This is a genomic window from Roseivirga sp. UBA1976 (assembly GCF_002336325.1).
GTDB lineage: Bacteria > Bacteroidota > Bacteroidia > Cytophagales > Cyclobacteriaceae > Roseivirga > Roseivirga thermotolerans.
In genome coordinates this window covers 26,230-49,201 of the sequence record NZ_DDDQ01000049.1, presented here as the reverse complement: position 1 = coordinate 49,201, position 22,972 = coordinate 26,230, and the positions used below count along the sequence as shown (strand labels likewise).

Genomic DNA, 22,972 nt, shown 5'->3' with positions numbered 1-22,972 from the left:
TTGTACAAGTCAGGGTTCCAGAACCTGACAAGATAGAAAAGGGCAAACCCCACGAATGAAATCAGCAAAGCCCAAACCCAAGCTGGAATGGCTTTTGGAGTTTCAGATCCTTTGATGATAAACTGATCGTCTGTTTCGGTACCGTATGCATTAATGGTGATGGGCACCAAAGAGTCTACTACTTCGTTTTTTTGCAAACCTACAACTGCTATCTCCGGGCCGTTCCGAACTTCAAAAGGAATGGTTTTTATTCCTTCAACTCCTTTGCTCGATTTGGCCACCACGCGCAATTCATGCTTACCGTCTGGTATTTTAGTGGTGTCGATCACGAATTTGACAGGCGGTTGGAACTCTCCGAAAGGTGTGGATTCGTCATCCAAAAAAACCTTTACAATTCGTTGGTCATCTTTTGGTTTAGAAGTATTCATTGGTGACAATATTTTTGATGTGATGCGGCTTTCCAGATTCCGGCTTAACCAGGTATTTAATACTGTAAAAGAGGGTGAACCCAACAATGACCACGGCTGACCAGATAATGATATAATCCAAATTGCTATTGGGTCCAGAACCATGTGTTATGTTAGCCAGAGCCTCGGGCTGTTTTTCCTTGCATACCTCACATGCCTTTAAGGCGCTTTTTGACACAAAGGTCAAGAGGAACAAAATGCTTGCTCTTTTCATATCTATGGTTTTTTCTGGTTTATGATTTTCCTTATTTTTTGCACCTCTTCGGCAGATAGTGCAGAGGCGTTGTTGCCCCAACTGCTCCTTTCATGGTTGGCTATGGCAGCTATTTCTTCGTCTGAAAGCATATCGCCAAAAGATGGCATCTGAGCGAATTCACTCCGGGCATCGTAGCCGAGCAGAATTACATTAACCAAAGTTTCCGGGTTAGGATCATTTACAATGGGGCTTCCTGCCAAAGGAGGAAATGCACCTTTTACACCTTCTCCATTGGCTTGATGACAAGCTGCACAAGTGTTGGCGTATAAAGTAGCACCATCAGGAAGCAGAGACAGTTCTGGATTGGTTGATTCAGATGAAGATGTTTGTTTTTCCTTTTTGGGAATAAATTCCGGTGAAGTTCCCGGTAACTCTGTTTGTTTGAGCGACTGCAGGTAGGCAACCAGATTCAGTGCTTTTGGGCTGGCCACCAGACTTTTTCCCGGTTTGTTGAAAAAGGATTTATCAACCTGTATTACTACATCATCTTTGCTGATTTCGTTATCTGATTTCTCATCAAAAAGCCAAGGGTAAGAAGGCATAATGGACTCCTTTACCACGGTTCTTGGATTATAGAGGTGCATCAGATGCCATGCCTCACTGGGCTGCCTTTTACCAACATTGGTCAAATCGGGGCCGGTCCTTTCACTGCCTAAAAGTGAAGGAGATTGTCTCCATACATCCAACCGTTGTTTGCTGAAATAATAGTCTGAAGGCATTGAAGGTCTGTTTCCCCAAATCTTGTCCATTTCAATACTCCGCACCTGTTGCGTGTGACAGGCCACACAACCTTCAGCGATGTACAATTTAAGCCCCTCTATTTCCGAACCGCTATAAGCTATTTGGTTTGGTAAAGGCTCTGTTTCCTGCATTTGGCTGGCGGGTATTACAGCAATAAGCATACTTAATGTCAGAAAACCAGTTACCGCAGTTCCTACTAAGAGTTTATGGTTTTTGTGAAAATTGAACATAGTTTTCGGTTTATGCTGTAACAGTTTTATTGACAATAGCAGTAGAGCTTTTCGTTATGTGACTTTTCTTCGCCATGTAATAGAAGTTGTAGGCGAATATGAGGTGCGAAACAAACATGAGAGAGCCTCCTACTGCCCTCCACATCCAATAAGGTTGCATCAAAACAACAGACTCGATAAAGGCATTACCTTCTACCCAGCTTAGGCCTTTGAGTGTTCCCCCGGCCATGAGAGAAATCATATAAGCAAAGAGGCCAATAAAGGCTAGCCAGAAGTGGGCTCCAACAAAAATTTGTGGAGGTTCCTTTCCGGTGATTTTGGGTAGGATAGTGTAAATACAAGCCCATAGTATGAAGGAGATTATGCCATACATAGTCATGTGCGAATGCGCTACATTAAAATCTGTAAAATGCCAGATGAAATTGGTGAACCTGAAGGCCTGAAAACTGCCCTGGGTTGAACCGACAAAATAAAAGATGACCCCAACAAGAAAAAAGGGGAGTACGTAACTTTTCGAAATATGGCTCCAACTGCCTTTCATTGTCATAAGGAAATTGGTAGAGCCTGACACAACAGGAATAAACATACCTGCACTAAAGACTATGGCAACCGTCTGGAGCCACCAGGGAAGGGGACTAAAAACAAAGTGGTGCGTGCCAATGAGCGTATAAAACAACATTTGTGTCCAAAAGGCCAAAACACCCAATGAGTATGAATAGATGGGCTTGTTCAGTGCAGAAGGTAGGTAATAATAGGTGAGCCCCAGAGTAAAGGTCATAAACCACATGCCAACCCCTTGATGCATGTAGTAACCTTGAATTACTGTTTCCCCAAGTCCATTCTGATAGGCTGGTATATAGGCTATTATACTAAGGATGATTGTCCAGGCAAGAGAGGCCAGTATAAACCAATTGGATATATAAATCTCTGATATTTTACGTTGGGCAACCGTTTTGTAGAAGTTGAGGAAAGTTAGAACTAGTCCAATAGCAAAAAGAGCCATCACTGGCCATACATATTCACGGTATTCACCACCTCCGTTGTTGATGCCCGACATGAGACAAATATTACCAATCAGTACTGAGAGGTTAATACTCAGCCAGGCTATCCAGCCCAGTTTGTAGCTGTGGATTGTGGTGTTTGAGGTGCGGGTAATGACAAAGTACCCCAACCCGATCATTGCCATTGAAGCCCACCCCCAAAACACTGTATTGGTATGCACTGGCCTTAGCCGACCATAAGAAAGCCATGAAATCTGATCTATCTCTGGCCAAACGAATTTCATTCCCAGGTACTGGCCTATAAGTGTGCCACAGACCAGCCAAAAAACGGCAGCACCTATATACCATAGGATAAGCTTTTCTAGCTGCGAGGATATCTCAAGTTTTGGGCTTGTCTTTTTTTTTTCGTCAAAAAAAGGATTGTGTGGACTGTTGCTCATCTGCTTTAACAGGCCTTTGCTATCGATGGCGGTCTCATCACTGCCCAGTTCATTGCCCTTGAGCCGGAACTGAAGGGCTTTTTTTCTCTTTAGCAATATTTCATCGATTTCCCCTTCCTCCAACTTGATGAGATCTTCGTGGAAGGCCAGGGTTTCCTTTTCAATTTGCTGATGTTTGAACCGCCCTACGAAATTGCCCAATCTAGCAAGTAGTATAATAATGGCTACAACCAACACAATCACAATAAGAGTAATGGTACCGATGATGCCGGGGCTCATAATCCAGTTAGAGGTGTCAATATTGGTTTGAGACTGTAGAGTCAGTGACTTAGGTAAGAGGGAGTACAGTAAAATGGTTAAGTAAAGTTTCATTTAGTTAGATATTAAGACCTTTATATCTTTTATTGTTTAAAATTTTATCTCTTCAAGAAGGTTAAACCTGCTTCCAAGCCCGTGGCCAACTCAAAAAGATAAGTGCCTTGTAGCATCACTCTAAGTTCAGATCTTATAGCAGTGAACTTGTGGTGTACGGGGCAAGGCTTTTGAGCATTACACTCTTTCAAACCAAGGCCACAACCTTTGTAAATACTGTCTCCATCAATGGCATTTACAATTTGGCTGAGCCTAATGGAATCAATATCTTCCTTCGCGATTTCAAATCCACCATTGGGGCCTTTTACGGAAGCGATGATTTTCGCTTTGGCCAACTGCTGTAATATTTTAGCCGTGAATGCTTCAGGTGAGTCTATTTCAGCAGTAATGGACTTAAGGCTAGTTCGTTCACCATTCAAAGACTTTCGTGCTATGAAGATTGTCGCCCTAATACCATATTCACATGCCTTGGAAAACATCGTTTGCTCGTTTACTACCCAAATGTAAGCCGGGTTTTTATTTAGGACAAATTTATCCGAATTAAATTTACTTTTGATAATACATTTTACCAATCATCCAGAAGAATTGTTGGAGTGTCTATTCAGTGGATCTTTCTGTGAATTAATGAAAGGTATTCTGGGAGCGAGAAAATAAGCTGTTAGACTGGCGAATAGGATGGGTATAAAATGTCCAAAGCCTGTGAGGGTGGTCAATAGAATAGTTGTGCTCATAGGTGTTCTGGTTACACAAACATTAATGGCCGCCATACAACTGACTACTGCCAGGGTTAGATTGATTGTTGGAAAAAGTCCGTGAATAATCAAACCCAATGTTGCTCCTACAAAGAAAAGGGGAATGATAAACCCTCCTCTCCACCCGGAAGTAACCGTAATTGAAATGGCTATAATTTTAGAAATCAGAATAGCTATCAGTAAGGGCAAAGTGAAGCTGCCATTTAGAAGTTCATTGATTTGATGGTGACCAAAGTAGCGTGTTATCGGAAAATAATAAGCTATAATACCAAGCAACATTCCCCCAATAAATGTCTTGATGTATATGGGGATTGGCCGCTTTTCAAAAACCGTCTTAAAAAATTTTGTACAGTAAATAAAGCTCCAGCCAAAAGCAGTACCTACCATTGCAAACAGAACGGCATAGCCAAAGTCAAAAACTCCTGAGTATTCATAAGAAGATAAATCCCAGATAGGGCCAAGTCCCAGATGGACAACCAGAGCAAACACCAGATAGCTGAAGCAACTAGCCACCAGCGCAGGAATAATAGCTTCATAATATTCAACCGGATGTTTGTGATGGAGTATTTCCAATGAAAACAGGCTTCCACCCAACGGTGCCCCAAACAAGGCAGTAAACCCCGAGGCCATTCCTGCAATGCTCAATGATCTTAAGGCCTCACCCTTAAGCCTGAATAATTTCCCCAACCAAGTTCCGGTTGAACCCGTGACCTGTACCAAGGGTGCTTCTGGTCCAAGACTGCCACCAGATGCTACGCACAAAAGGGATGAGAGGATCATAGAGGGGTTATTCTTTGGGTCCAGTCTTCCTTTATTGAAGCGGATGTTGTTCACAATGAGGTGTATTTCACCAGGATCTCCAATGAAGTGGATGATCAAACCAGCCAAAAGGCCGCATAATGACATTACAGGGATAACTTTCCATCCCTCAAATACAGAGAGAAAGTGGGTTAAAAAATCAAGACCAATCCAGTAAATGCCAGCTATTACGCCTCCTATCAAACCAAGAAATGCCCAAAGCAGGAAATCACGACTAAAGACGAATGGATTGAATCGCATTGGCTGATCGAGTATGTTCAAATAGGTAACCAGTTTTCTCCTTTGCTTTAACTTCATCTATCTGATTTTTTGCAAACCTACGAACACTTGCCCAATTAACTGAGAAATAGGTCTAACCGAATATCGTGGGCTTCAATCGGGACTGATTCGGTGGTTTGAAACGGATAGCAAACACCTACTTTCAAAGCATGTTTTTGGTTTGCCAAAAAAGTATCGTAATAACCACCACCATAACCAACTCGAAATCCTCTGCGGTCAAACAAAAGCCCGGCAACAATAATTAGATCATATTCTCCCTTGTATTCACTGGCCTCTTTAGGGTGATAAGTGTTAAAAATCCCAAGTTCCATATTTTTCAAGTCCTTCAAAACGAGGTTCTGCATCTTACGTTTTCTGAGTGTTTTTGGAACTACTACCGTCAGCCCCTTGTCGAGAGCCTTTTGCAGGAGGGGAATAGTATTTACCTCAGAACCCATGGGCAGGTAACTATGGATTGTTCGAAGGTTCTTTTGCTCTATTAAAGCCCAAAGCTGTTGGCAAATGTTCTCTGAGTAGACCTTAAGATCCTTGCGTGGCAACTTATCCCTTTGTTCCAGCATGGTATTGCGCAGCCGCTGCTTTTCGCATTTAATCCTTAATATTTCCCTCAATGCTTTTGAGAAGAACTCTTGGCTATTCTGAGGAAAATGAACCTTGTCCTTTTCCAAATTCACCTGGCTACTATGCATTTGTAAGGTGACAATTTCGAGAATGTCTTTTTTACCGAAAGTACTTCTGAACTCCGGGCGTACACCATTGCTCTCTGCAAAACACAAACCGCCCTCAAGAGCAGGTTGCTCCAGATAGGAAAGGTCCAAGCGGCTTGAGGTTCTCTCTATGAAATCAGGTTGTAGGCTCAGAAAGCTTAGTTCATCAATAGAGTAGTCTTGCTTGCCATTTAAAGGGATAAATATTTCTGAGAGTTTTATTTTCATACTTTCTTGCCCAATTAATGCTTAGCATTAGATAAATGCTCCATTTTCAACAAGGGGCAAATGTAAGGGTGTCACTTATTTAGGACAAATTTATCCGAATATAATTTGTTGTACCTTGTATTAATTCAAAGAGCAGGAACTCAACTCTCATAATCAGATATACAGATAAAAGTGGTCAGAAACTTTCTATAAAGTTGTGAGATATTCTGAAAGTCACTACATTTGCAGTCCTTTTTGAGGGGAGAAATAATTTAGAAGCCATGAAGAAAGACATTCATCCTGATTATAACACAGTTGTATTTTACGATACTTCAAGTGAGCACAAGTTTTTAACTAAGTCAACTATGACTTCTAGCGAAACCATTGAGTGGGAAGATGGAAATACCTATCCTGTAATTAAAGTGGAAGTTTCTTCTGCTTCGCACCCTTTCTACACTGGTAAGAAACTATTTGTTGATACTGCAGGACGTGTTGAGAAATTCAACAAGCGTTACAAAAAGTAATCAGCTAAAAATACATAAAGCATTATTGGGAAGTCTCCATTGTTCAGATGGAGACTTTTTTATTTTTGTGCATGGACATTGCGCTTTTCGATTCTCCCGAAATAAGAACCCAATTATTGCCCTTTACTTTCACCCGGCCTACGGCAGAAATAAGGGTGGGTATTCTCACTATTACAGAAAAATGGGCTAAAAGAGGGTTTGGTTGTGGTTTTGTCACTCAGAATTATCTTCAGACTAAATTCCCCGATAACAAAGCCGGTCTACAGGTGAATGGTGCACTTTGCCCTAATGATGATCTGGTGCAAGCTATTCTGGCACTTAATGCCGGAGAAGAGCTGGTATCGGGAGAAACTGTTCTGGCTAAACATTCGGGTGGTGGTTCAAAGGTCCCTTATACCGGTGAGTTCACCCTCATTCAACATACCTGGGATATTTTCACCCAAAACAGAAATCAAATCATTGCCGATTTTGAACTGATTACTAAGGGTAGAACCTCACAGGAAATCTCAGATCCACATACCATTGTCTATGGTAAGGAGAATCTTTTCATTGAAGAAGGAGCAAGTATTAGGGCAGCGATTATCAATGCTGAAGGAGACCCGGTGTATATTGGCAAGAAAGCTCAGGTTCATGAAGGTTCCATCATCAGTGGAGCATTTGCGCTTTGTGAAGGTGCTCATTTGAATATGGGAGCTAAAATAAAGGGAGACACCACCATAGGCCCCTATTCTAAAGTAGGTGGGGAAATCGGAAACTCTGTGGTCTTTGGCTACTCCAACAAGGGGCACGATGGTTACATGGGCAACTCTGTGTTAGGTGAATGGTGTAACCTCGGTGCCGATACCAATACTTCCAATCTCAAAAACAACTATGCCATGGTGAAGCTGTGGGACTACGCCACCGGCCGATTTGCCGATACAGGCTTGCAGTTCTGCGGTCTGATGATGGGCGATCACTCTAAATGTGGAATCAACACTATGTTCAATACAGGAACTGTGGTGGGAGTTGGAGCCAATATTTTTGGAGCGGGTTATCCGAGAAATTTTGTTCCTTCATTTTCATGGGGCGGAGCAGCCGGTTTTGTTACCTTCCAGTTGAGAAAATTTGCTGAGGTGGCTGAAGCCGTAATGCACAGAAGAAATAAAGAATACGATCAGGTTGAGCAGGACATTATTCAGCATATTTTCGATGAAACTGCTCAATACAGAATTTGGGATAAGGCATGAGGTTTCAAGACATACCCGGCTTAAAGCATACTAAACAACAGCTCATTGAGGCAGTTCAGGGCAACCACGTGGCACATGCCCAGTTATTTGTAGGGGCCGAAGGTTCTGCCAATTTAGCCATGGCACTTGCCTTCACCACCTATGTCAACTGCGAAAACCCTGGGGCCGAAGACGCCTGCGGTAACTGCCCCTCATGCATAAAAAATAGTAAATACATTCACCCCGATGTAAACTTTGTATTCCCTTCGGCAGCCACACCAAAACTGAAAAGAGAAGATGCTACAAGCGAAAAGTTTCTGGTAGAGTGGAGGGCCTTTTTGCAGCAAAATCCCTATGGCAATGTGAGTGACTGGAGCAATCACTTTGGTTGGGAAAACAAGCTGCTCATGATTCCCCGACAGGAAAGCCGCAATATAGTCAGGGCCCTATCCTTAAAGTCATTTGAGGGAAAGTACAAAGTAATGATCATTTGGTTGCCCGAACTAATGAACGTGAATGCCGCCAACGGTATTCTGAAAATACTGGAAGAACCCCCTGAAAATACGCTTTTCCTTCTCGTCTCTAACGATGCCAACAAGCTCTTAACCACCATACTTTCCAGGGCTCAGCAGCTACGTATTCCTGCCTTTGACGATGAGGATATAAAGCAGGTATTGGCTCAAAAAACAGACCTTTCGGAAGAGGAGATTGCCCAATTGGCTTACAGAGCCGAAGGCAATATGCGCAAGGCCCTCTTGGAGATTGGCGGAACCGGCAATGAAGTGGCCGATTACTTCAAAGACTGGATGCGCCAGTGTTTTTCATACAACTTTGAGGCGCTCATACAGTTGGCCGATGATTTTCAGAAAAAAGGCAAGGAATTTCAGGTGGGCCTTTTTGCGGTGGCCAGTCGCTTTATGCGCGAAACGCTCCTTAAAGGGGTTAGCGCAGAGGCCATTTCCAGATTGCCCGAAACCGAGCGCGGCTTTGTAGAAAAGTTTTCGGCTGTATTTGTACCCCCGAAAATAGCCATACTAAGCCCTAAGCTCGATGAAGCGCAGTATCATGTGGAGCGAAATGCCAATCCGAAAATTCTCTTCCTTGATTTATCGCTTTCCATTGCCCAAATTGCGAGAGCCAAAAGCCATTAAATGTTTAAAAAAGCGATTACTATCGGTCGGGCAGATAAGATAGATTTGCCCGATTTCATGCTGTTTGGCATTGATGCCAAGGTAGATTCTGGGGCTTACACTTCAGCTATTAACTGTTCTAAGGTTCGCGTAAAAAAGGTGAATGGAGAAATGGTTTTAAGCTTTAGCATTCCTGGTAATCGCATTCACGAGAAGAAGGCCAGAAGCTTTTCAACCACAAATTTTGTTCAAAAGAGAATAAAAAGCTCGAATGGAGAAATTGAAGAGCGCTATGTGGTGAAGACTCATATTGAGCTGTTTGGTCATAGAATATTAACAGAGTTTTCACTTTCAGACAGGAGCAAAATGAAGTTTCCTATTCTGTTAGGCCGTAAATTGTTGAGACTTGGTTTTGTCGTAGACGTAAGAAAAAAGAACCTCTCATTTCAAAAGAAAAAGAAAAATGAAGATAGCAGTACTCTCAAGAAATAGTCAGCTATACTCAACCCGCAGACTGGTTGAAGCCATTCAGGCCAAAGGCCATGAAGCCAGGGTGATAGATCACCTAAAGTGCGACTTAACCATTGAGCAAACAGGCCCCAAGGTGTACTACATGGGAGAATCTATTGATGATCTGGATGCCGTTATTCCCAGAATTGGTGCCTCAGTGACTTTTTATGGAACGGCCGTAGTTCGTCAGTTTGAGATGATGGGCGTTTTCAGTACTACCAAGTCACAATCCATTGTTCGTTCCAGAGATAAACTCAGAAGTTTACAGCTTTTAAGTGGTGCGGGCCTTCCCATGCCAAGAACCGCCTTCACCAATTATTCTAAAGAAGAAAGAAGCCTGATCGATCACGTTGGAGGCGCTCCGGTCATCATCAAATTGCTGGAAGGCACCCAAGGTTTGGGAGTTGTTCTGGCTGAAACCCGAAAGGCCGCTCAATCGGTTATTGAGGCTTTTCATGGCTTAAAAGCAAGAATCATCGTTCAGGAGTTCATCAAAGAAGCCAAAGCTAGCGATTTAAGGGTTTTTGTGGTCGATGGCAAAGTGATCGGTGCCATGAAAAGAACCGGCCAGGAAGGTGAGTTCAGAAGCAACCTGCACCGGGGTGGCAAAGCTGAGGTGGTGAAACTTAGCCGTTTAGAAAAATCGGTAGCCGTAAAAGCCGCCAATGCCATGGGGCTTTCCGTAGCCGGAGTAGATATTTTGCAGTCGAGCCGCGGACCACTTATTTTGGAAGTCAACAGTTCTCCCGGCCTCGAAGGTATAGAAAGAGCAACCGGTGTAGACATTGCCGAGCAAATAGTGGCTTACATTGAAAGAAACCAACCCAAAAAGAAAGGCACCATTTCTAAACTCAAGGCCTAATGAAAATTAAGATAGGAACGAGGGGAAGCAGACTGGCACTTTGGCAGGCCTACCACGTGGAAGAAAAACTTCAGGCTGCAGGGCTCGAAACAGAAATAGTGACCATTGAAACCAAAGGCGATAAAATACTCGATGTTTCCATTGCCAAGATTGGAAGCAAGGGGGTGTTCACTGAAGAGATTGAAGAGCAATTGGCCGATGGCCGAATCGATATAGCCGTTCATAGTGCTAAAGACATGCAATCAAAGCTCCCGTCAGGTTTTGAACTCATTGCCTTTATGGAGCGAGAAGAAGTGAACGATGTGATTATTAGTCACAAGCCCTCAGTTGATCTGAGTAGTCCGGGGTTGGTTTTGGGAACCTCCAGCACAAGGAGAGTAGCCACTCTTCGTCATTTTTACCCGGGCATCGAAACGGTGGCCGTTCGAGGAAATTTACAAACGAGAATCCGAAAGATGGAAGAAGGTGCCTGCGATGCCCTTTTGTTGGCCTATGCAGGAGTGCACCGGATGGGGTATGACGATAAAATAAAGCACAAGCTATCGGTCAATGAGTTTATTCCCGCGGTGGGCCAGGGTAGTGTTGCCATAGAAATTCACAGTACCCTGTCTGCCGAAAAACGCGCCAAGGTAAGGGAGGTGCTCAACCACCCAGACACAGAAACTTGCCTATTGGCCGAAAGAGCTTATTTAAAAACCATGGACGGAGGGTGTAGCATACCGGTTTACGGATACGCAACCTTGGAGAATAATTCCCTGAAAATGTCCGGAGGCATAATCAGCCTCGATGGCCAAAAGAGAATTGTGAAACAACACCAAACACACGCTTCTACTCCCGAGAGGCTAGGTTCCGAACTTGCCAATGAAGTATTATCTTCGGGGGGGAAAGCCATTTTAGAGGAGATTAAACGAACAATGAACCATGATTAGACAGAAGATTTTTTTAGCCGTAGTGGCCGTTTTTCTATTGACAATGGCCTGCGATTCTTCAGGAGAAAAGTCGGGCAGTGAAACTACCAAAGCCGCAGACCTTTCAGGCAATGACTACCTGGTGACTATTAAAACCAATTTTGGCGAAATGAAGGCTGTTTTGTATGACAAAACACCCAAGCACAAAGAAAACTTTATTAAGCTCGCGCAAGAAAAATTCTACGATAGCCTCTTATTTCACCGGGTTATTCAGGGCTTCATGATTCAGTGTGGAGACCCCGAATCGAAAAATGCGGCTCCCGACCAGAATTTGGGAAGTGGCGGCCCCGGCTATACTATTCCGGCCGAATTTGTTCCTCAGTTTTTTCACAAGAAGGGAGCCCTTTCTGCCGCCAGGCAACCCGATTTTGTGAATCCCGAAAAAGCGTCCAGCGGAAGCCAGTTCTTTGTGGTTCAGGGACAAGTGCTAGACGATGCCTCTCTCGGGCAATTTAGCGGCCCCAACTTGCAAGCCATTGGCAGCGCAGCTCAATACTTGCGTTCTGCCTTACCCGATCACGACCTGAACAGAGAGTATCAACAGGCCTATGAGCAAGGAGGAGACGCTGAGTTGAAAAAGAAGCTATTGGCCACCATAGACCAACTCGAAGAAGCCACTGGCCGAAAACTCAATAGACCTGAAATGTCTGAAGAACAGAAGAGAGCCTACAAAACCATTGGAGGTACGCCTTTTCTGGATGGAGACTATACCGTGTTTGGCGAGGTAATTTCCGGTTTAGACATAATCGACTCCATTGCGGGGGTTCAAACCAAGCCCGGAGACCGACCGGTAGATGACGTTCGGATGTACGTATCGGTGGAAGAAATGCCCAAGAAGGAAATTGCAGAAAAGTATGGCTATGACTACAGCAACCAACAATAGAACAAGTATTAAAGCTTTTTGGGCAAGTCTGTTGCTTTTGAGCGCTCTGGCGTGCTCCTCCAAAGAAGTAGATGAACTGGTGGTTATTTCTACACCATATGGCGATATGACGGCCGTGTTGTACGATGATACCCCCATTCACAAGCAAAACTTTCTGAAGCTGGCTAAGAATGGTCAGTACGACTCCGTGATTTTTCACAGGGTTATTGAAAACTTCATGATTCAAACAGGTGATGTTTCGACCGGAGTAGCAGGTGAATCGGTAGACTATTCACTCGAGGCTGAATTTCTTCCTGAAAAATATATTCACCGAAAAGGTGCTTTGGCGGCTGCCCGAACAGGGGATGCCGTAAACCCTGAGAAAAAATCGAGCGGCTCTCAGTTTTACATTGTAGATGGTGAAATATTCGATGAAGAAGGGTTGAAAGCCCGGGCAGAGCGAAGGCAGGAGCTTAAGCTCAGTGGGTTGTTTACGCGAATGCTACGCTCGGAACGTTTTCCGGAACTAACGGAAAAGGTGGAGTATCACAGAGGTTTGAGCGAAACCGATTCTACCTATGATTTTGGACTGGCCTATAAGCGACTAATCTTCAATTCTATCGATGTAATTGAGAAAGAATTTGGCGACCAGACTGACCCGGGTTATCCGGCCTGGGCCAAAGAAGTGTATGCTACCGAAGGAGGGGCTCCTCACCTTGACGGACAATATACCGTGTTTGGTCAGGTGGTAGAAGGGTTGGAAGTGATTGATAAAATTGCTGCTACCAAAACCAATTTGCGCGATAAGCCGCTGGAAGATATTCGCATGCATGTGAAAGTAATAACACTACCCAAGAGGGAGGTTACCAAAAAATACGGCATAGAATATCCACAAAAAGATTAAATCATGAAAATACTCATCACCGGTTCCAATGGGTTGCTAGGTCAAAAACTCGTAAAACTGATACTCGACCGTGGAGAAGATGAGCTTATTGCGACTGCACGCGGGGCCAATCGGCTTCCCTATGCACAAGATGACTACCAGTTTGATGTAATGGATATAACCAACCGTGAGCAAGTACGGGAAGTTGTAGCCAGGCACCGCCCCGAGGTAGTTATTCACACGGCCGCCATGACCAACGTAGACCAATGTGAACTGGAAAAAGAGGCTTGCTGGGATCAGAACGTAAATGCTGTAAAATATCTAATTGAAGCTTGCGCAGATAACAATACCTTTTTACTCCACCTGTCGACCGACTTTATCTTTGATGGTGAAAATGGACCCTATGATGAGGAGGCTGTGCCCAATCCGGTGAGCTACTATGGCGAAAGTAAACTGGCAGCCGAAAAATTATTGGAGAACTCTACCATTGACTATGCTATTGCCCGAACCGTTTTAGTGTATGGTATTGCCCACGATATGAGCCGTAGCAATATTATTCTATGGGTAAAAAAGAGCCTGGAAGAAGGCAAGGAGATTAAGGTGGTAGATGACCAATTGCGGAGCCCTACACTTGCTGAAGACTTAGCGATGGGCTGCTATCTTATTGCCAAAAAGAAAGCTTCCGGCATATTCAACATTTGTGGAAAAGATCTGCTCAATCCTTATGAAATGGCCGTAAAAACAGCACAGTTTTTTAACCTCGACATGCGTGCTATGCAGCGTGCCGATGCCAGCAGCTTCAGTCAAACAGCCAAAAGGCCCCCAAAAACCGGGCTGCTCATAGAAAAGGCCCGCACCGTGCTTGGGTACGAGCCTCATTCTTTCGATGAAGGGATTGCCATTGTGGCCGATCAAATCAAGAATTAAAACATTTCGTTGTCAGGCCGAATTTGTTTCAGCATCTTCTTAGTAGACCCTGAAATGCATTCAGGGTTAACGTCAATTTTCGTTTTTAACGTTCTCTTTCTTATCGGCACTGAGCGCAATTTTTAAAAAAACTAAAAATCCCCCCAGGGTAATCGAAAGGCATATAATCATTCCTATTATTGCTTCTCCACTCATTTTTTCACGAATTTTCTGTAAAACCATCCATTAAACACCACAGCAATAAGCAGGGCTATTCCCCATTGCGTAACTATGGTTGCATTGCTAAATCTGTCGAACAAGTTCCAGTTGCCTTCGGCATCAAACCACGGGTATTCGCTGTAGCCCTGATCCATCCACCAATAAACCAGAAAGAGGCCAGCTATAAAGTTGAAGTAGATCATGCCAGCAAAGTATAGCTTAGATACCTTGAAGTCGGAATTCTGATCGATGAAGTCTTTCTTGAACTTCATGGGGCCATATCTGATAATGAGGAAGGATATAAAAATGCCACTCACCAAAAGGCCAACGCCCCAAACCCAATCCTGATTCTCGAAGAAGTCGAGCCACCAGGCCGAAGGGAATCCAACAATAAAACATGCCGCACCAGCAATAATGGCCGCTTTCTTTTTGGGTATTTCGTAGTCGGTCAGGTTTTTTATAATCAGTTGCATCATTGGTAAAATGGAACTGAAAGCGGCCATAGCAAAGGCCCCAAAGAATATCCATGAAAGGAATGGGCCTCCAGGCATTTGGGCAAACAGCTGTGGTAAGATGGTAAATACCAAAGCTGTATTTCCACCATGTAAGAAATCAATGGCTTCAGTAGGCGTAGCTGCCATGGCAAAAACGGCCGGCAAAATGGCCATAGCTGCCAAAAGAGCGGCTGTGTTGTTGCCAAAAGCACCTAAGAAGGTGTTCAAGGTTACATCTTCTTTCTGTCTCGAGAAAGAGCCAATGGTAATCATCAGACCCCAGCCGGCTCCGGTACTCCAGGCCGAGTCGGTAATGGCTTCAATCCAAATGATTGGATCTTTAAACTTCTCTACATCAATGGTAAAGAGGTATTCCAGGCCTTGCACTCCACCTGGCATTTGAATGGCAAAGGCAGCAACCACCAGCAAAAGAATAAATAAGGTTGGTATTAATATTTTATTGGTTTTTTCGAGCCCTTTCTTAATGCCTTTGCCCAAAACCCAAATGGCTATAGTAATGGTGAGCATATAGCATAAAACTGCCTCCCAGCTGGAGTTGGAAAGACTTGCCCAGAAGTTGTCCATAAAGTTTACGCTGGGGTCGGCAAACTTTTCGTTCATAGCACCCGACCCAAAGAGGTAGTCTACCAGGTTTTGTGTATTGAGCAAAAAGTAACGCAACGACCAGCCTGTAACCACCGAATAGTAAAAGGCAATACCTACTGTTACCAGGGTAACGAAGGTGCCCATCCAATTGAATTTTTTTCCGCTTAAAGAACCCAGCGACCCTAGTGTTCCTTTTCGGTAGTGCTTACCAATGGCCAGTTCGGCCATCAGCAAGGGAATAGACCATATCACCAGGAAAAACATCCATAAAATAATGAAGGTACCCCCATGTTCTCCGGCTATTCTTGGAAACCGCCAGAGGTTTCCGGCACCAATAGCCATACCCAGGGCGGCTAGAATTATTCCCCACCGGTTACTAAATTCTTCTCTTTTTTCTGCCATATATAATTGACTGTTAGTATTTGCGATTGTTCAGTTTTGATTCTTATGAAGCCGGACAAACTAATTTTTTTAAGCAGAAACTCAAGTTTTAATTGAATCGGTGTCATAATGTGCAACCGTTTGCAACTGTCTTAAACAGTTTTCTCTTTGGTTTTAGGGCTTACTATAAAATATGCTTGGTTTTTAGGTGGAAAATGGAGAATATTCTTTGTTAAAACTTTTCTATTCTCAACGTAAACTTTTTTATATGGCCGTTAATTTAAGCGATGGAAATCGCGGTCAGTGGGGATCCAAGTTCGGATTTATCATGGCAGCTGCCGGTTCGGCAGTAGGTTTGGGTAATATTTGGCGTTTTCCGTTCATCACGGGCCAAAATGGAGGCGGAGCCTTTGTTTTGGTTTACTTGCTTTGCGTAGTGCTCATTGGTGTGCCCTTGCTATTTACAGAAATGGGGTTTGGGCGAATGACAAAAAAAGGCACTATTGGTGCGTTTAAAGACACCGGGGCCAACCCTCTGTTTATGGGGCTTGGAGCTATTTTGGCACTTTGCGTCAGCTTCTTTGTGCTTTCTTATTATGGAAACATAGCCGGTTGGACCATAGGCTATATTTTCAAGTCTGTTAGTGGCGATACGGGTAGTTTTCAGGAGTTTGCTTCTAACCCAATGAACACCATTCCACTGATGGGGTTATTTACCTTGGTCACGATTTTTATAGTAAAGGGAGGGATTTCCGGAGGCATAGAAAAAGCCGCTAAAGTGCTTATGCCTATGTTGTTTTTGCTCATTGCAGTAGTGGCCATTCGGTCGCTTACTTTAGAGGGAGCCATGAAAGGCGTAGACTTTTACCTAAACCCTGACTTCTCAAAAATAAGTGCCAATACCTTTTTGGTAGCACTGGGGCAAGCCTTCTTTTCTATGAGCATTGGTTGGGGAATTATGATTACTTATGGTTCGTACCTTCCAAAACAGACCAGTATTATTAGTTCAGGCCTATGGGTGGGACTAATGGATGCAGGAGTGGCTTTGTTGGCGGGCTTTATGATTTTCCCTGCCGTTTTCGCTTTTGGAAAAGACCCTGCAGCCGGGCCCACACTGGTGTTTCAGGTATTGCCTGAGATTTTCAATAGTATGCCCGGTGGTGCCATTATTGGAGCCTTTTTCTTTTTGTTACTCACTGTAGCGGCTCTTACATCTTCCATTTCTATGCTTGAGGTGCCCGCCTCTTACTTTATGGATGAAAAGAAATGGAGCCGAAACAAATCGGCTTGGGTGGTGGGTATCCTGCTATTTATTGTGGGTATTCCTTCCGCACTTTCTCAAGGCGGCTCCGCTTTCTTTAGTAAAATGCAGATAGTAATGTTTGGACACCAGTATACGGGATTTCAAGACATACTAGACTTTTTCTTTGGCACTTTCTTTATAGTGTTGGTAGCCTTGGTTACCTGCATTTATGTGGCCTGGAAAATGCCTGTGAATAAAATTGTGAGCGAGCTGGATACAGGGTCTCCAACCTGGAAGGCCGGCTCGTTGGCTTCCAGCATCTTTGTGTTTTTTATCCGCTATGTTTGTCCCATCACCATTTTACTGGTGTTGCTCAACATGATGGGCCTTTTGGGCTTTTTTGCCGGAGGAGGGTAGCCCATAGACTGATACCTACGAATTTGAAAGTCCTGTGCTCAATGTGCAGGACTTTTTTGTAGTTTCAAACCATGGCAAAGGACCATTCAAATTTTTTCAATGATGTATATGAGGTGGTAAGGCTTATACCCAGAGGCCGGGTAACCAGCTATGGAGCCATTGCCAACTACCTGGGGACTAAAGGCAGTGCCCGAATGGTGGGATGGGCTATGAATGCAGCACATGGGCTCAGCGATGTGCCCGCTCACAGGGTGGTGAATCGAACAGGAATATTGACCGGAAAGCATCATTTTGAAACGCCTAGCCTAATGCAGGAACGGCTGGAAGCCGAAGGCGTAGAAGTGATTGGCGATAAGATACAGCAATTCGATAGGGTGTTTTGGGATCCCTCTGCTGAATTGTCTCTTTGATTAGCCGAAATTCGGTAATTTCGCCCCGTGTAAGCATGAAGTTGTTGAAAAAGGCAAGTAAGATTAACAGACCCCTTGACAGGGCCAGGCAAGAAGGGAAAAAGCGATTGTTTTTTCTCATTAAGCTTATTCTGGTTGTGGTTGGCTTGGTTTGGCGATACAGGTTTCCTGATAGTTATGACCAACTGAAACTGGATGGACGTATTTTACCTACTCTCTTCTTTTATCTTACCAGTGTGCTGTTAGTGTCTTTTGGGCGAATCTCTCTGGTATATCTTTACCTAAAACGACAGAACAAAGAGAGCGATTTTCGCGACAATTATATTGTGGGTATCAACCGTATAGCGTCCATTTTGTATGGGGTTATACTTATTATTTCCATTCCATATTATTTCAACATAGAGGTAAAAGAGTTTTTTACCTCCATTAGCATAGTAGCAGCTGCTATTGCCATTATTTCTAGAGAGTATCTGGTAAATATGATTAATGGGTTCATCTTGATGTTTTCCAATCAGTTTTCAATCAATGATTACATTAAAGTGGGCGAAGATAGCGGGCGCATAACAGACATTACCCTTATGAATGTTGTGTTGCTCAACGATGATGATGAGATCGTGTACATTCCCAATTCTACCATGGCCTCATCGCATGTCATCAATAGCTCAAAGAAAAACTTCAAAAAACTGAGCTTTGATTTTGAGCTGTTACCGGAAGCCTTACCCAACATAGACCATTTCGAAAGCTACCTTATTGAGGCACTAAAAGCACAGTTTAAGAACATTAACCTGGAGAAGTTTAGCCTGAAAGTAGACTCCATAAAAAAAGATGCCATTGTCATAAAACTCCATGTAACACTGGATAGGCGGCAGAAAGACCTGGAAAAGCCGGTTAGGCGATTCATTAATAAATCAATTCTGGCCTATGCCAGCGATAGTAAATTTAAGAAAGAAGAATAAACGCAATGGAAGTACTCTTAAGCTCTGAAGGAATAGTAGCGCTTTTAACCCTCACCTTTTTGGAGATCGTGTTGGGGGTCGATAACATCATTTTTATTTCCATAATTTCTAACCGATTGCCCGAGAAACAGCAGGCAACCGCCAGGAACCTTGGTTTGGCTCTGGCGCTTCTTATGCGCGTGGGTTTACTTTTGGGTATTAGTTGGATTATTGGTTTCACCGAGCCCGTGCTTACCGTAATGGAGCACCCCGTGAGCGTAAAAGATATTATTCTAATTGTGGGTGGTCTCTTTCTAATTGGTAAAAGTACTACTGAAATTCATGAGTCGCTGGAGGTAGCCGATCATGAGTCGGAAACCAAAACCGTTACTACTATGAGCAAGGTTATTTTACAAATAGTGGCCCTTGACATGGTGTTTTCTTTCGACTCTATTCTCACCGCTGTAGGGCTTACGGAACACATCATTATTATGATTGTGGCCGTGGTGTTGGCCATGATTGTAATGATGACCTTTGCCGGTAAAATCAGTGCCTTTATTAACAAACATCCAACACTTCAGATGTTGGCCATGTCTTTCCTCATTCTCATAGGCTTTATGCTGGTGTTGGAAGGTATAGGCAAACACATAGAAAAGGGCTATATCTATTTTGCCGTGTTCTTCTCGCTTACTGTTGAAATACTGAACATGAGAAGAAGGAGAAACGCAGCCAAAATTAAGCTGAGGAAGAAAATTACGCAGTAATTCTCTTGGAAAGAGACGCAAAGAATTTGTCTTCACTATCTATAGAAAGCACCAGTTTATCGGTGCTTTTTTTGATGCCGTAGATTCCCTGAACGTGTAGCTTTTCTCTTAAAGAGATAACCACATTGCCATGTCCAAATGAACTAAGGTTGACAAATTTTTCACTGTGTGCATCGCCCTCTCTAAGTTCAATTTTATCTATTAGGTGATAGGGCAGCTCAAAACTCCAGCGTATTCCAATGTTGATTGAAAGCGAATCTTGATCCAAAAAAATGGGCCTGTGTCTCATCGCATTTCTATCACCGAAAATGAAGAACAGGCTGTAAATGCTTATGCCTGTGAGAATCCAGGCCAGTGTTGGGCTTATGATCATTAACCAATAATGCAAAACGAAAGTCTCTACCGGCAAAAGAAAGAGTACCAAAACAAAAACCGACTTGTATCCTGACTCGAGATAATAGCTAAACTCATTGGAAGCCAATGCTTGGGGTTTCGCCCATCCTGCAAAAGTGTAATAGAAAAGTGAACATTCTGAACTGGATATATTAGCAAGAACCGGTTTGGCTTTCATATCGAGCAAAACTGCCTTCATTCGTTCAGGAAAATTACGAAGTCCACCCTTTGTTTGGCTGAGGTTCTTATTTAACTGAATGACTTTGTAAATAAGAAAACCAATAACACCCAACTCAATAGGCGCTACCAACATTTTAATTCTATTGAGAGTAGCATGGTAGTCGTCTGGAATAACCTGAAAGGCCATGATAAGACTTAATATAAAAACAGGGACGACCGTGATTTTTGGAAAGGAACTGTTTCTGATAAAAAGAAAGTAGATCAAAGGAATAATAAGAGCTATGTCTATCGAACTGCCAACGGCCAGCAAAGAACGGTTGCTAGTGAAATTCGGAGATGTCATGAGCCATAGGCTAATGAAGATAATGCCCGAAGCAACTAAAAGGAAGGCGGGTATTCTTAGTGCTGCAGTTCTCATATGGCTTTAAGTTAAAGCATTAGTGTCTAAGAATTTCAATACATGCATAAGAGGTTTGTGCCTCAGATTAAAGGAATATCTGCCTGTTCCAGATCAGCTTAGGGTGATTGGCCGAAGTGGTATGAGTCTGTAGGCTATTGCTGGTCCTATCTTGGCGGCAAATGGCCACAACCGGGGGTACTAAGGTTTTTTCGAAATGAAGAACAACCCAATGAAAGTCAGTGCTCCATTCAATGCCAGAATAAAGAAACCAAACCAGCTTCCGCTAGCTAAATCTATAAAGTAAGAAAGCAAGGGAGCCGCCAGGCAAACCGGAAGCACATATTTATCTATCACCTGTCTTTTGGTAAGAAGTCCAAAGCTAAAAAGGCCTAGAAGTGGGCCATAGGTGTAGCCAGCAGCTTTGAAAATGGAATTAATGACACTGTCATCATTAATAGCGTTGAAAATGAGAATGACCAGAAACAGAAGCACCGAGAAACCAATGTGAACTTTAAGGCGGGTTCTTTTCTTCTCCTCTTCCTCCTTCTTTTCGAAGTTCAGAAAGTCTACGCAAAAAGCCGTGGTAAGGGCAGTGAGTGCAGAGTCTGCACTGGAATATGCTGCGGCAATAATTCCAAGTAAAAAGACCACTCCGGCAAAAGTGCCTAAATGGTTTAAGGCCAAAAGTGGGTAGAGGGTGTCGGTCCTGGCAGGAATTTCAATTCCCTTGTTATTGGCATACATAAATAGTAATGCGCCCATACCAAGAAAGAGTAGGTTGGCAAAAATGAGTACCACGCTAAAACCAAATACGTTTTTTTGAGCCTCTTTAAGATTGCGACAAGTCAAATTCTTTTGCATCATGTCCTGGTCGAGCCCCGTCATTACTATAGCAATAAGGGCACCCGAGATAAACTGCTTAGGGAAGAACTTGGCGCTACTCCAGTCCCAATAAAAGATTTTGGACATTTCGCTTGCCTCAATTTGGGCAATGGCATCGCCAATAGACCAGCCCAGTTCTTTGGTAATGATGAAAATGGTAACAACCACTGCGGTGAGCATAAACAGCGTTTGCAGAGTATCTGTCCATACAATAGTCTTTATCCCACCCTTGAAAGTGTAGACCCAAATGAGCAGTATGGTCACCATAACACTCACCCAGAAAGGTACACCAAAGGCATCGAACAAGGCCGTTTGTAATACTATAGCTACCAGAAACAGCCTAAAACTTGCACCTACTACCCTCGAAAGCAAGAAGAATCCTGACCCGGTTTTATACGACCAGAAGCCAAAGCGTTGCTCCAAATAGCCATAAATAGAAACCAGGTTGAGGCGATAGTACAATGGCATAAGCACTGTGGCAATAACAAAATAGCCCAGCAAGTAACCGATTACCACCTGAAAGTAAGAGAAGAAACTATTACCCACCTCCCCCGGAACGGAGATAAACGTAACTCCTGAAAGTGAGGCTCCAATCATACCGAAAGCCACTAAATACCAGGGGCTTTGTCGGTTGGCCGTAAAGAAAGTCTGTGTATTGGCACCTCTGGAAGTCAATCGGGCAATCACGATCAACATCAGAAAATATCCACCAATTAGGGCAATGACAAGCGTAGGACTCATGGGGTAAAGATATCAGTATATCAGTGATGAGAAAACAGTTCATCAGAAATCGGGGGTATTGCTGTAACCGTTGCATCGTTGCGAGAAACAAACTTTGCACTGGCAGCAGGTTGCGACAAAGCAACCTACTTGTTTTACACGGTGCGCCTTTATGGTAGAGACTGCCGCAGCCGCACTTGCCACGCAATGACGGAGAAGAACCAGACTACTGATTTCCGATTAACCAATCGCCACCAACTGGTTATGCAGATGATTTTCATTAAATTTGTTCCAAATTTTAGAGATATGCGATTAAGCTACCAAGAGCAAGAAAGCGTAGAGGTATTGGATGAGGTGATTGAAGAAGACCTGTGCGATTTGGTGGTCTTCAATGACGATGTGAATACTTTTGAGCATGTAATCAATATCTTAATGAAGGTGTGTAAGCATTCTGCCGAACAGGCCGAACAGTGTACACTCCTGATTCACTACAAGGGTAAGTGCACGGTAAAACATGGCACCTTTAAAGAGTTAAGACCCATGTGTGAAAGTATTTTAGAGGCGGGGATTACCGCAACAGTTATGTAATTTTTGCCCGCTACTATCTTGAACTTCCCCCCAAAAATTGTAGAAAATGCCATAGAAGAAATCTCCAAGCTGCCCGGAATCGGTAGAAAGACAGCTTTGAGGTTGGTATTGTATTTACTGAAACAAGAAAAAGAATCTACCGAAAACCTTACTACGGCCCTCTCGCAGCTTAGAGAAGATATTCAGTACTGCGGCCCCTGCCATATAATCTCAGATACT

Annotated in this window: 24 protein-coding genes and 1 pseudogene; 15 read left to right on the top strand and 10 right to left on the bottom strand. The window is 43.5% G+C overall.

Annotated features, from left to right (window positions below):
• From B3763_RS05420 to B3763_RS05390, 7 genes are all read right to left on the bottom strand, one after another.
• A partial coding sequence (locus B3763_RS05420) for a hypothetical protein (protein WP_286744495.1) occupies positions 1-428 on the bottom strand: 428 nt, incomplete at its 3' end.
• Positions 415-681: a hypothetical protein gene (locus B3763_RS05415; protein WP_286744493.1), complete on the bottom strand. Its 267-nt coding sequence runs from the start codon at positions 679-681 to the stop codon at positions 415-417. The genes B3763_RS05415 and B3763_RS05420, both read right to left, overlap by 14 nt.
• A 2-nt stretch (positions 682-683) precedes the next feature.
• The gene (locus B3763_RS05410) at positions 684-1,694 is read right to left on the bottom strand and encodes a cbb3-type cytochrome c oxidase subunit II (RefSeq protein WP_286744492.1); all 1,011 of its coding nucleotides are present in this window, start codon (positions 1,692-1,694) and stop codon (positions 684-686) included.
• A 10-nt stretch (positions 1,695-1,704) separates the two neighbouring features.
• Positions 1,705-3,507, bottom strand: coding sequence for a cbb3-type cytochrome c oxidase subunit I (locus tag B3763_RS05405; RefSeq protein WP_286744489.1), 1,803 nt, complete (start codon positions 3,505-3,507; stop codon positions 1,705-1,707).
• 44 nt (positions 3,508-3,551) lie between these two features.
• Entirely contained in the window at positions 3,552-3,986 is a 435-nt protein-coding gene (locus B3763_RS05400; RefSeq protein WP_286744487.1) for an RrF2 family transcriptional regulator, read from the bottom strand.
• 93 nt (positions 3,987-4,079) lie between these two features.
• Positions 4,080-5,375, bottom strand: a complete 1,296-nt coding sequence (locus B3763_RS05395) for a chloride channel protein (protein ID WP_286744484.1) — start codon at positions 5,373-5,375, stop codon at positions 4,080-4,082.
• A 38-nt stretch (positions 5,376-5,413) separates the two neighbouring features.
• The gene (locus B3763_RS05390; protein WP_286744481.1) at positions 5,414-6,292 is read right to left on the bottom strand and encodes a 5-formyltetrahydrofolate cyclo-ligase; all 879 of its coding nucleotides are present in this window, start codon (positions 6,290-6,292) and stop codon (positions 5,414-5,416) included.
• A 260-nt stretch (positions 6,293-6,552) separates the two neighbouring features.
• On the opposite strand from B3763_RS05390, the gene B3763_RS05385 reads away from it, so the two are divergent.
• The 9 genes from B3763_RS05385 (at position 6,553) to B3763_RS05345 (ending at position 14,142) form a co-directional block, all read left to right on the top strand.
• On the top strand, positions 6,553-6,795 hold the full coding sequence (locus B3763_RS05385; protein WP_189628484.1) for a type B 50S ribosomal protein L31: 243 nt from the start codon (positions 6,553-6,555) through the stop codon (positions 6,793-6,795).
• A gap of 71 nt (positions 6,796-6,866) precedes the next feature.
• Complete coding sequence (locus B3763_RS05380) at positions 6,867-8,021, top strand: GlmU family protein (RefSeq protein ID WP_286744477.1); 1,155 nt, start codon at positions 6,867-6,869, stop codon at positions 8,019-8,021.
• Positions 8,018-9,151, top strand: coding sequence for an ATP-binding protein (locus tag B3763_RS05375; RefSeq protein WP_286744475.1), 1,134 nt, complete (start codon positions 8,018-8,020; stop codon positions 9,149-9,151). Before B3763_RS05380 ends, B3763_RS05375 begins: the two co-directional genes overlap by 4 nt.
• Complete coding sequence (locus B3763_RS05370) at positions 9,152-9,622, top strand: ATP-dependent zinc protease (protein ID WP_286744474.1); 471 nt, start codon at positions 9,152-9,154, stop codon at positions 9,620-9,622.
• Entirely contained in the window at positions 9,594-10,502 is a 909-nt protein-coding gene (rimK, locus tag B3763_RS05365) for a 30S ribosomal protein S6--L-glutamate ligase (RefSeq protein WP_286744472.1), read from the top strand. Before B3763_RS05370 ends, rimK begins: the two co-directional genes overlap by 29 nt.
• Positions 10,502-11,431, top strand: coding sequence for a hydroxymethylbilane synthase (gene hemC / locus B3763_RS05360; protein WP_189628479.1), 930 nt, complete (start codon positions 10,502-10,504; stop codon positions 11,429-11,431). Before rimK ends, hemC begins: the two co-directional genes overlap by 1 nt.
• A complete protein-coding gene (locus B3763_RS05355) occupies positions 11,424-12,353 on the top strand; it encodes a peptidylprolyl isomerase (RefSeq protein WP_308440953.1) in 930 nt (309 codons plus the stop codon). The genes hemC and B3763_RS05355 overlap by 8 nt, the downstream gene beginning before the upstream one ends.
• Positions 12,331-13,236 carry a peptidylprolyl isomerase gene (locus tag B3763_RS05350; protein ID WP_286744470.1) on the top strand — a complete coding sequence of 302 codons (906 nt, stop codon included), beginning with the start codon at positions 12,331-12,333 and terminating at the stop codon, positions 13,234-13,236. Before B3763_RS05355 ends, B3763_RS05350 begins: the two co-directional genes overlap by 23 nt.
• A 3-nt stretch (positions 13,237-13,239) precedes the next feature.
• Positions 13,240-14,142 (top strand): SDR family oxidoreductase, encoded by a 903-nt coding sequence (locus tag B3763_RS05345; RefSeq protein WP_286744467.1) that lies wholly within the window; start codon positions 13,240-13,242, stop codon positions 14,140-14,142.
• Positions 14,143-14,333: 191 nt separating this feature from the next.
• Here the strand turns inward: B3763_RS05345 and B3763_RS05340 are convergent, their stop codons facing one another.
• Positions 14,334-15,842 (bottom strand): sodium-dependent transporter, encoded by a 1,509-nt coding sequence (locus tag B3763_RS05340; protein ID WP_286744464.1) that lies wholly within the window; start codon positions 15,840-15,842, stop codon positions 14,334-14,336.
• 247 nt (positions 15,843-16,089) lie between these two features.
• Between B3763_RS05340 and B3763_RS05335 the strand changes: the two genes are divergently transcribed.
• The 4 genes from B3763_RS05335 to B3763_RS05320 all read left to right on the top strand — a co-directional run bounded on the left by B3763_RS05335 (position 16,090) and on the right by B3763_RS05320 (position 19,590).
• Entirely contained in the window at positions 16,090-17,481 is a 1,392-nt protein-coding gene (locus tag B3763_RS05335) for a sodium-dependent transporter (protein WP_189628475.1), read from the top strand.
• A gap of 71 nt (positions 17,482-17,552) precedes the next feature.
• Entirely contained in the window at positions 17,553-17,891 is a 339-nt protein-coding gene (locus B3763_RS05330; RefSeq protein WP_189628474.1) for an MGMT family protein, read from the top strand.
• Between the two features lie 35 nt (positions 17,892-17,926).
• Complete coding sequence (locus B3763_RS05325; protein WP_286744462.1) at positions 17,927-18,847, top strand: mechanosensitive ion channel family protein; 921 nt, start codon at positions 17,927-17,929, stop codon at positions 18,845-18,847.
• Between the two features lie 5 nt (positions 18,848-18,852).
• Positions 18,853-19,590, top strand: coding sequence for a TerC family protein (locus B3763_RS05320; RefSeq protein WP_189628472.1), 738 nt, complete (start codon positions 18,853-18,855; stop codon positions 19,588-19,590).
• On the opposite strand, the gene B3763_RS05315 is transcribed toward B3763_RS05320, so the two are convergent.
• Together B3763_RS05315 and B3763_RS05310 are read right to left on the bottom strand one after the other, a co-directional pair.
• Positions 19,580-20,581, bottom strand: coding sequence for a hypothetical protein (locus B3763_RS05315; RefSeq protein WP_286744460.1), 1,002 nt, complete (start codon positions 20,579-20,581; stop codon positions 19,580-19,582). The two genes, B3763_RS05320 and B3763_RS05315, sit on opposite strands and share 11 nt — an antisense overlap.
• A gap of 180 nt (positions 20,582-20,761) precedes the next feature.
• Positions 20,762-22,186, bottom strand: a complete 1,425-nt coding sequence (locus B3763_RS05310; RefSeq protein ID WP_286744458.1) for a sodium:solute symporter — start codon at positions 22,184-22,186, stop codon at positions 20,762-20,764.
• Positions 22,187-22,471: 285 nt separating this feature from the next.
• Here B3763_RS05310 and B3763_RS05305 point away from each other — a divergent pair, with 285 nt between their 5' ends.
• Together B3763_RS05305 and B3763_RS05300 are read left to right on the top strand one after the other, a co-directional pair.
• Positions 22,472-22,753 (top strand): ATP-dependent Clp protease adaptor ClpS, encoded by a 282-nt coding sequence (locus B3763_RS05305; RefSeq protein WP_189629262.1) that lies wholly within the window; start codon positions 22,472-22,474, stop codon positions 22,751-22,753.
• A gap of 18 nt (positions 22,754-22,771) precedes the next feature.
• Positions 22,772-22,972, top strand: a pseudogene (locus B3763_RS05300) (recombination protein RecR); the annotation flags it as partial.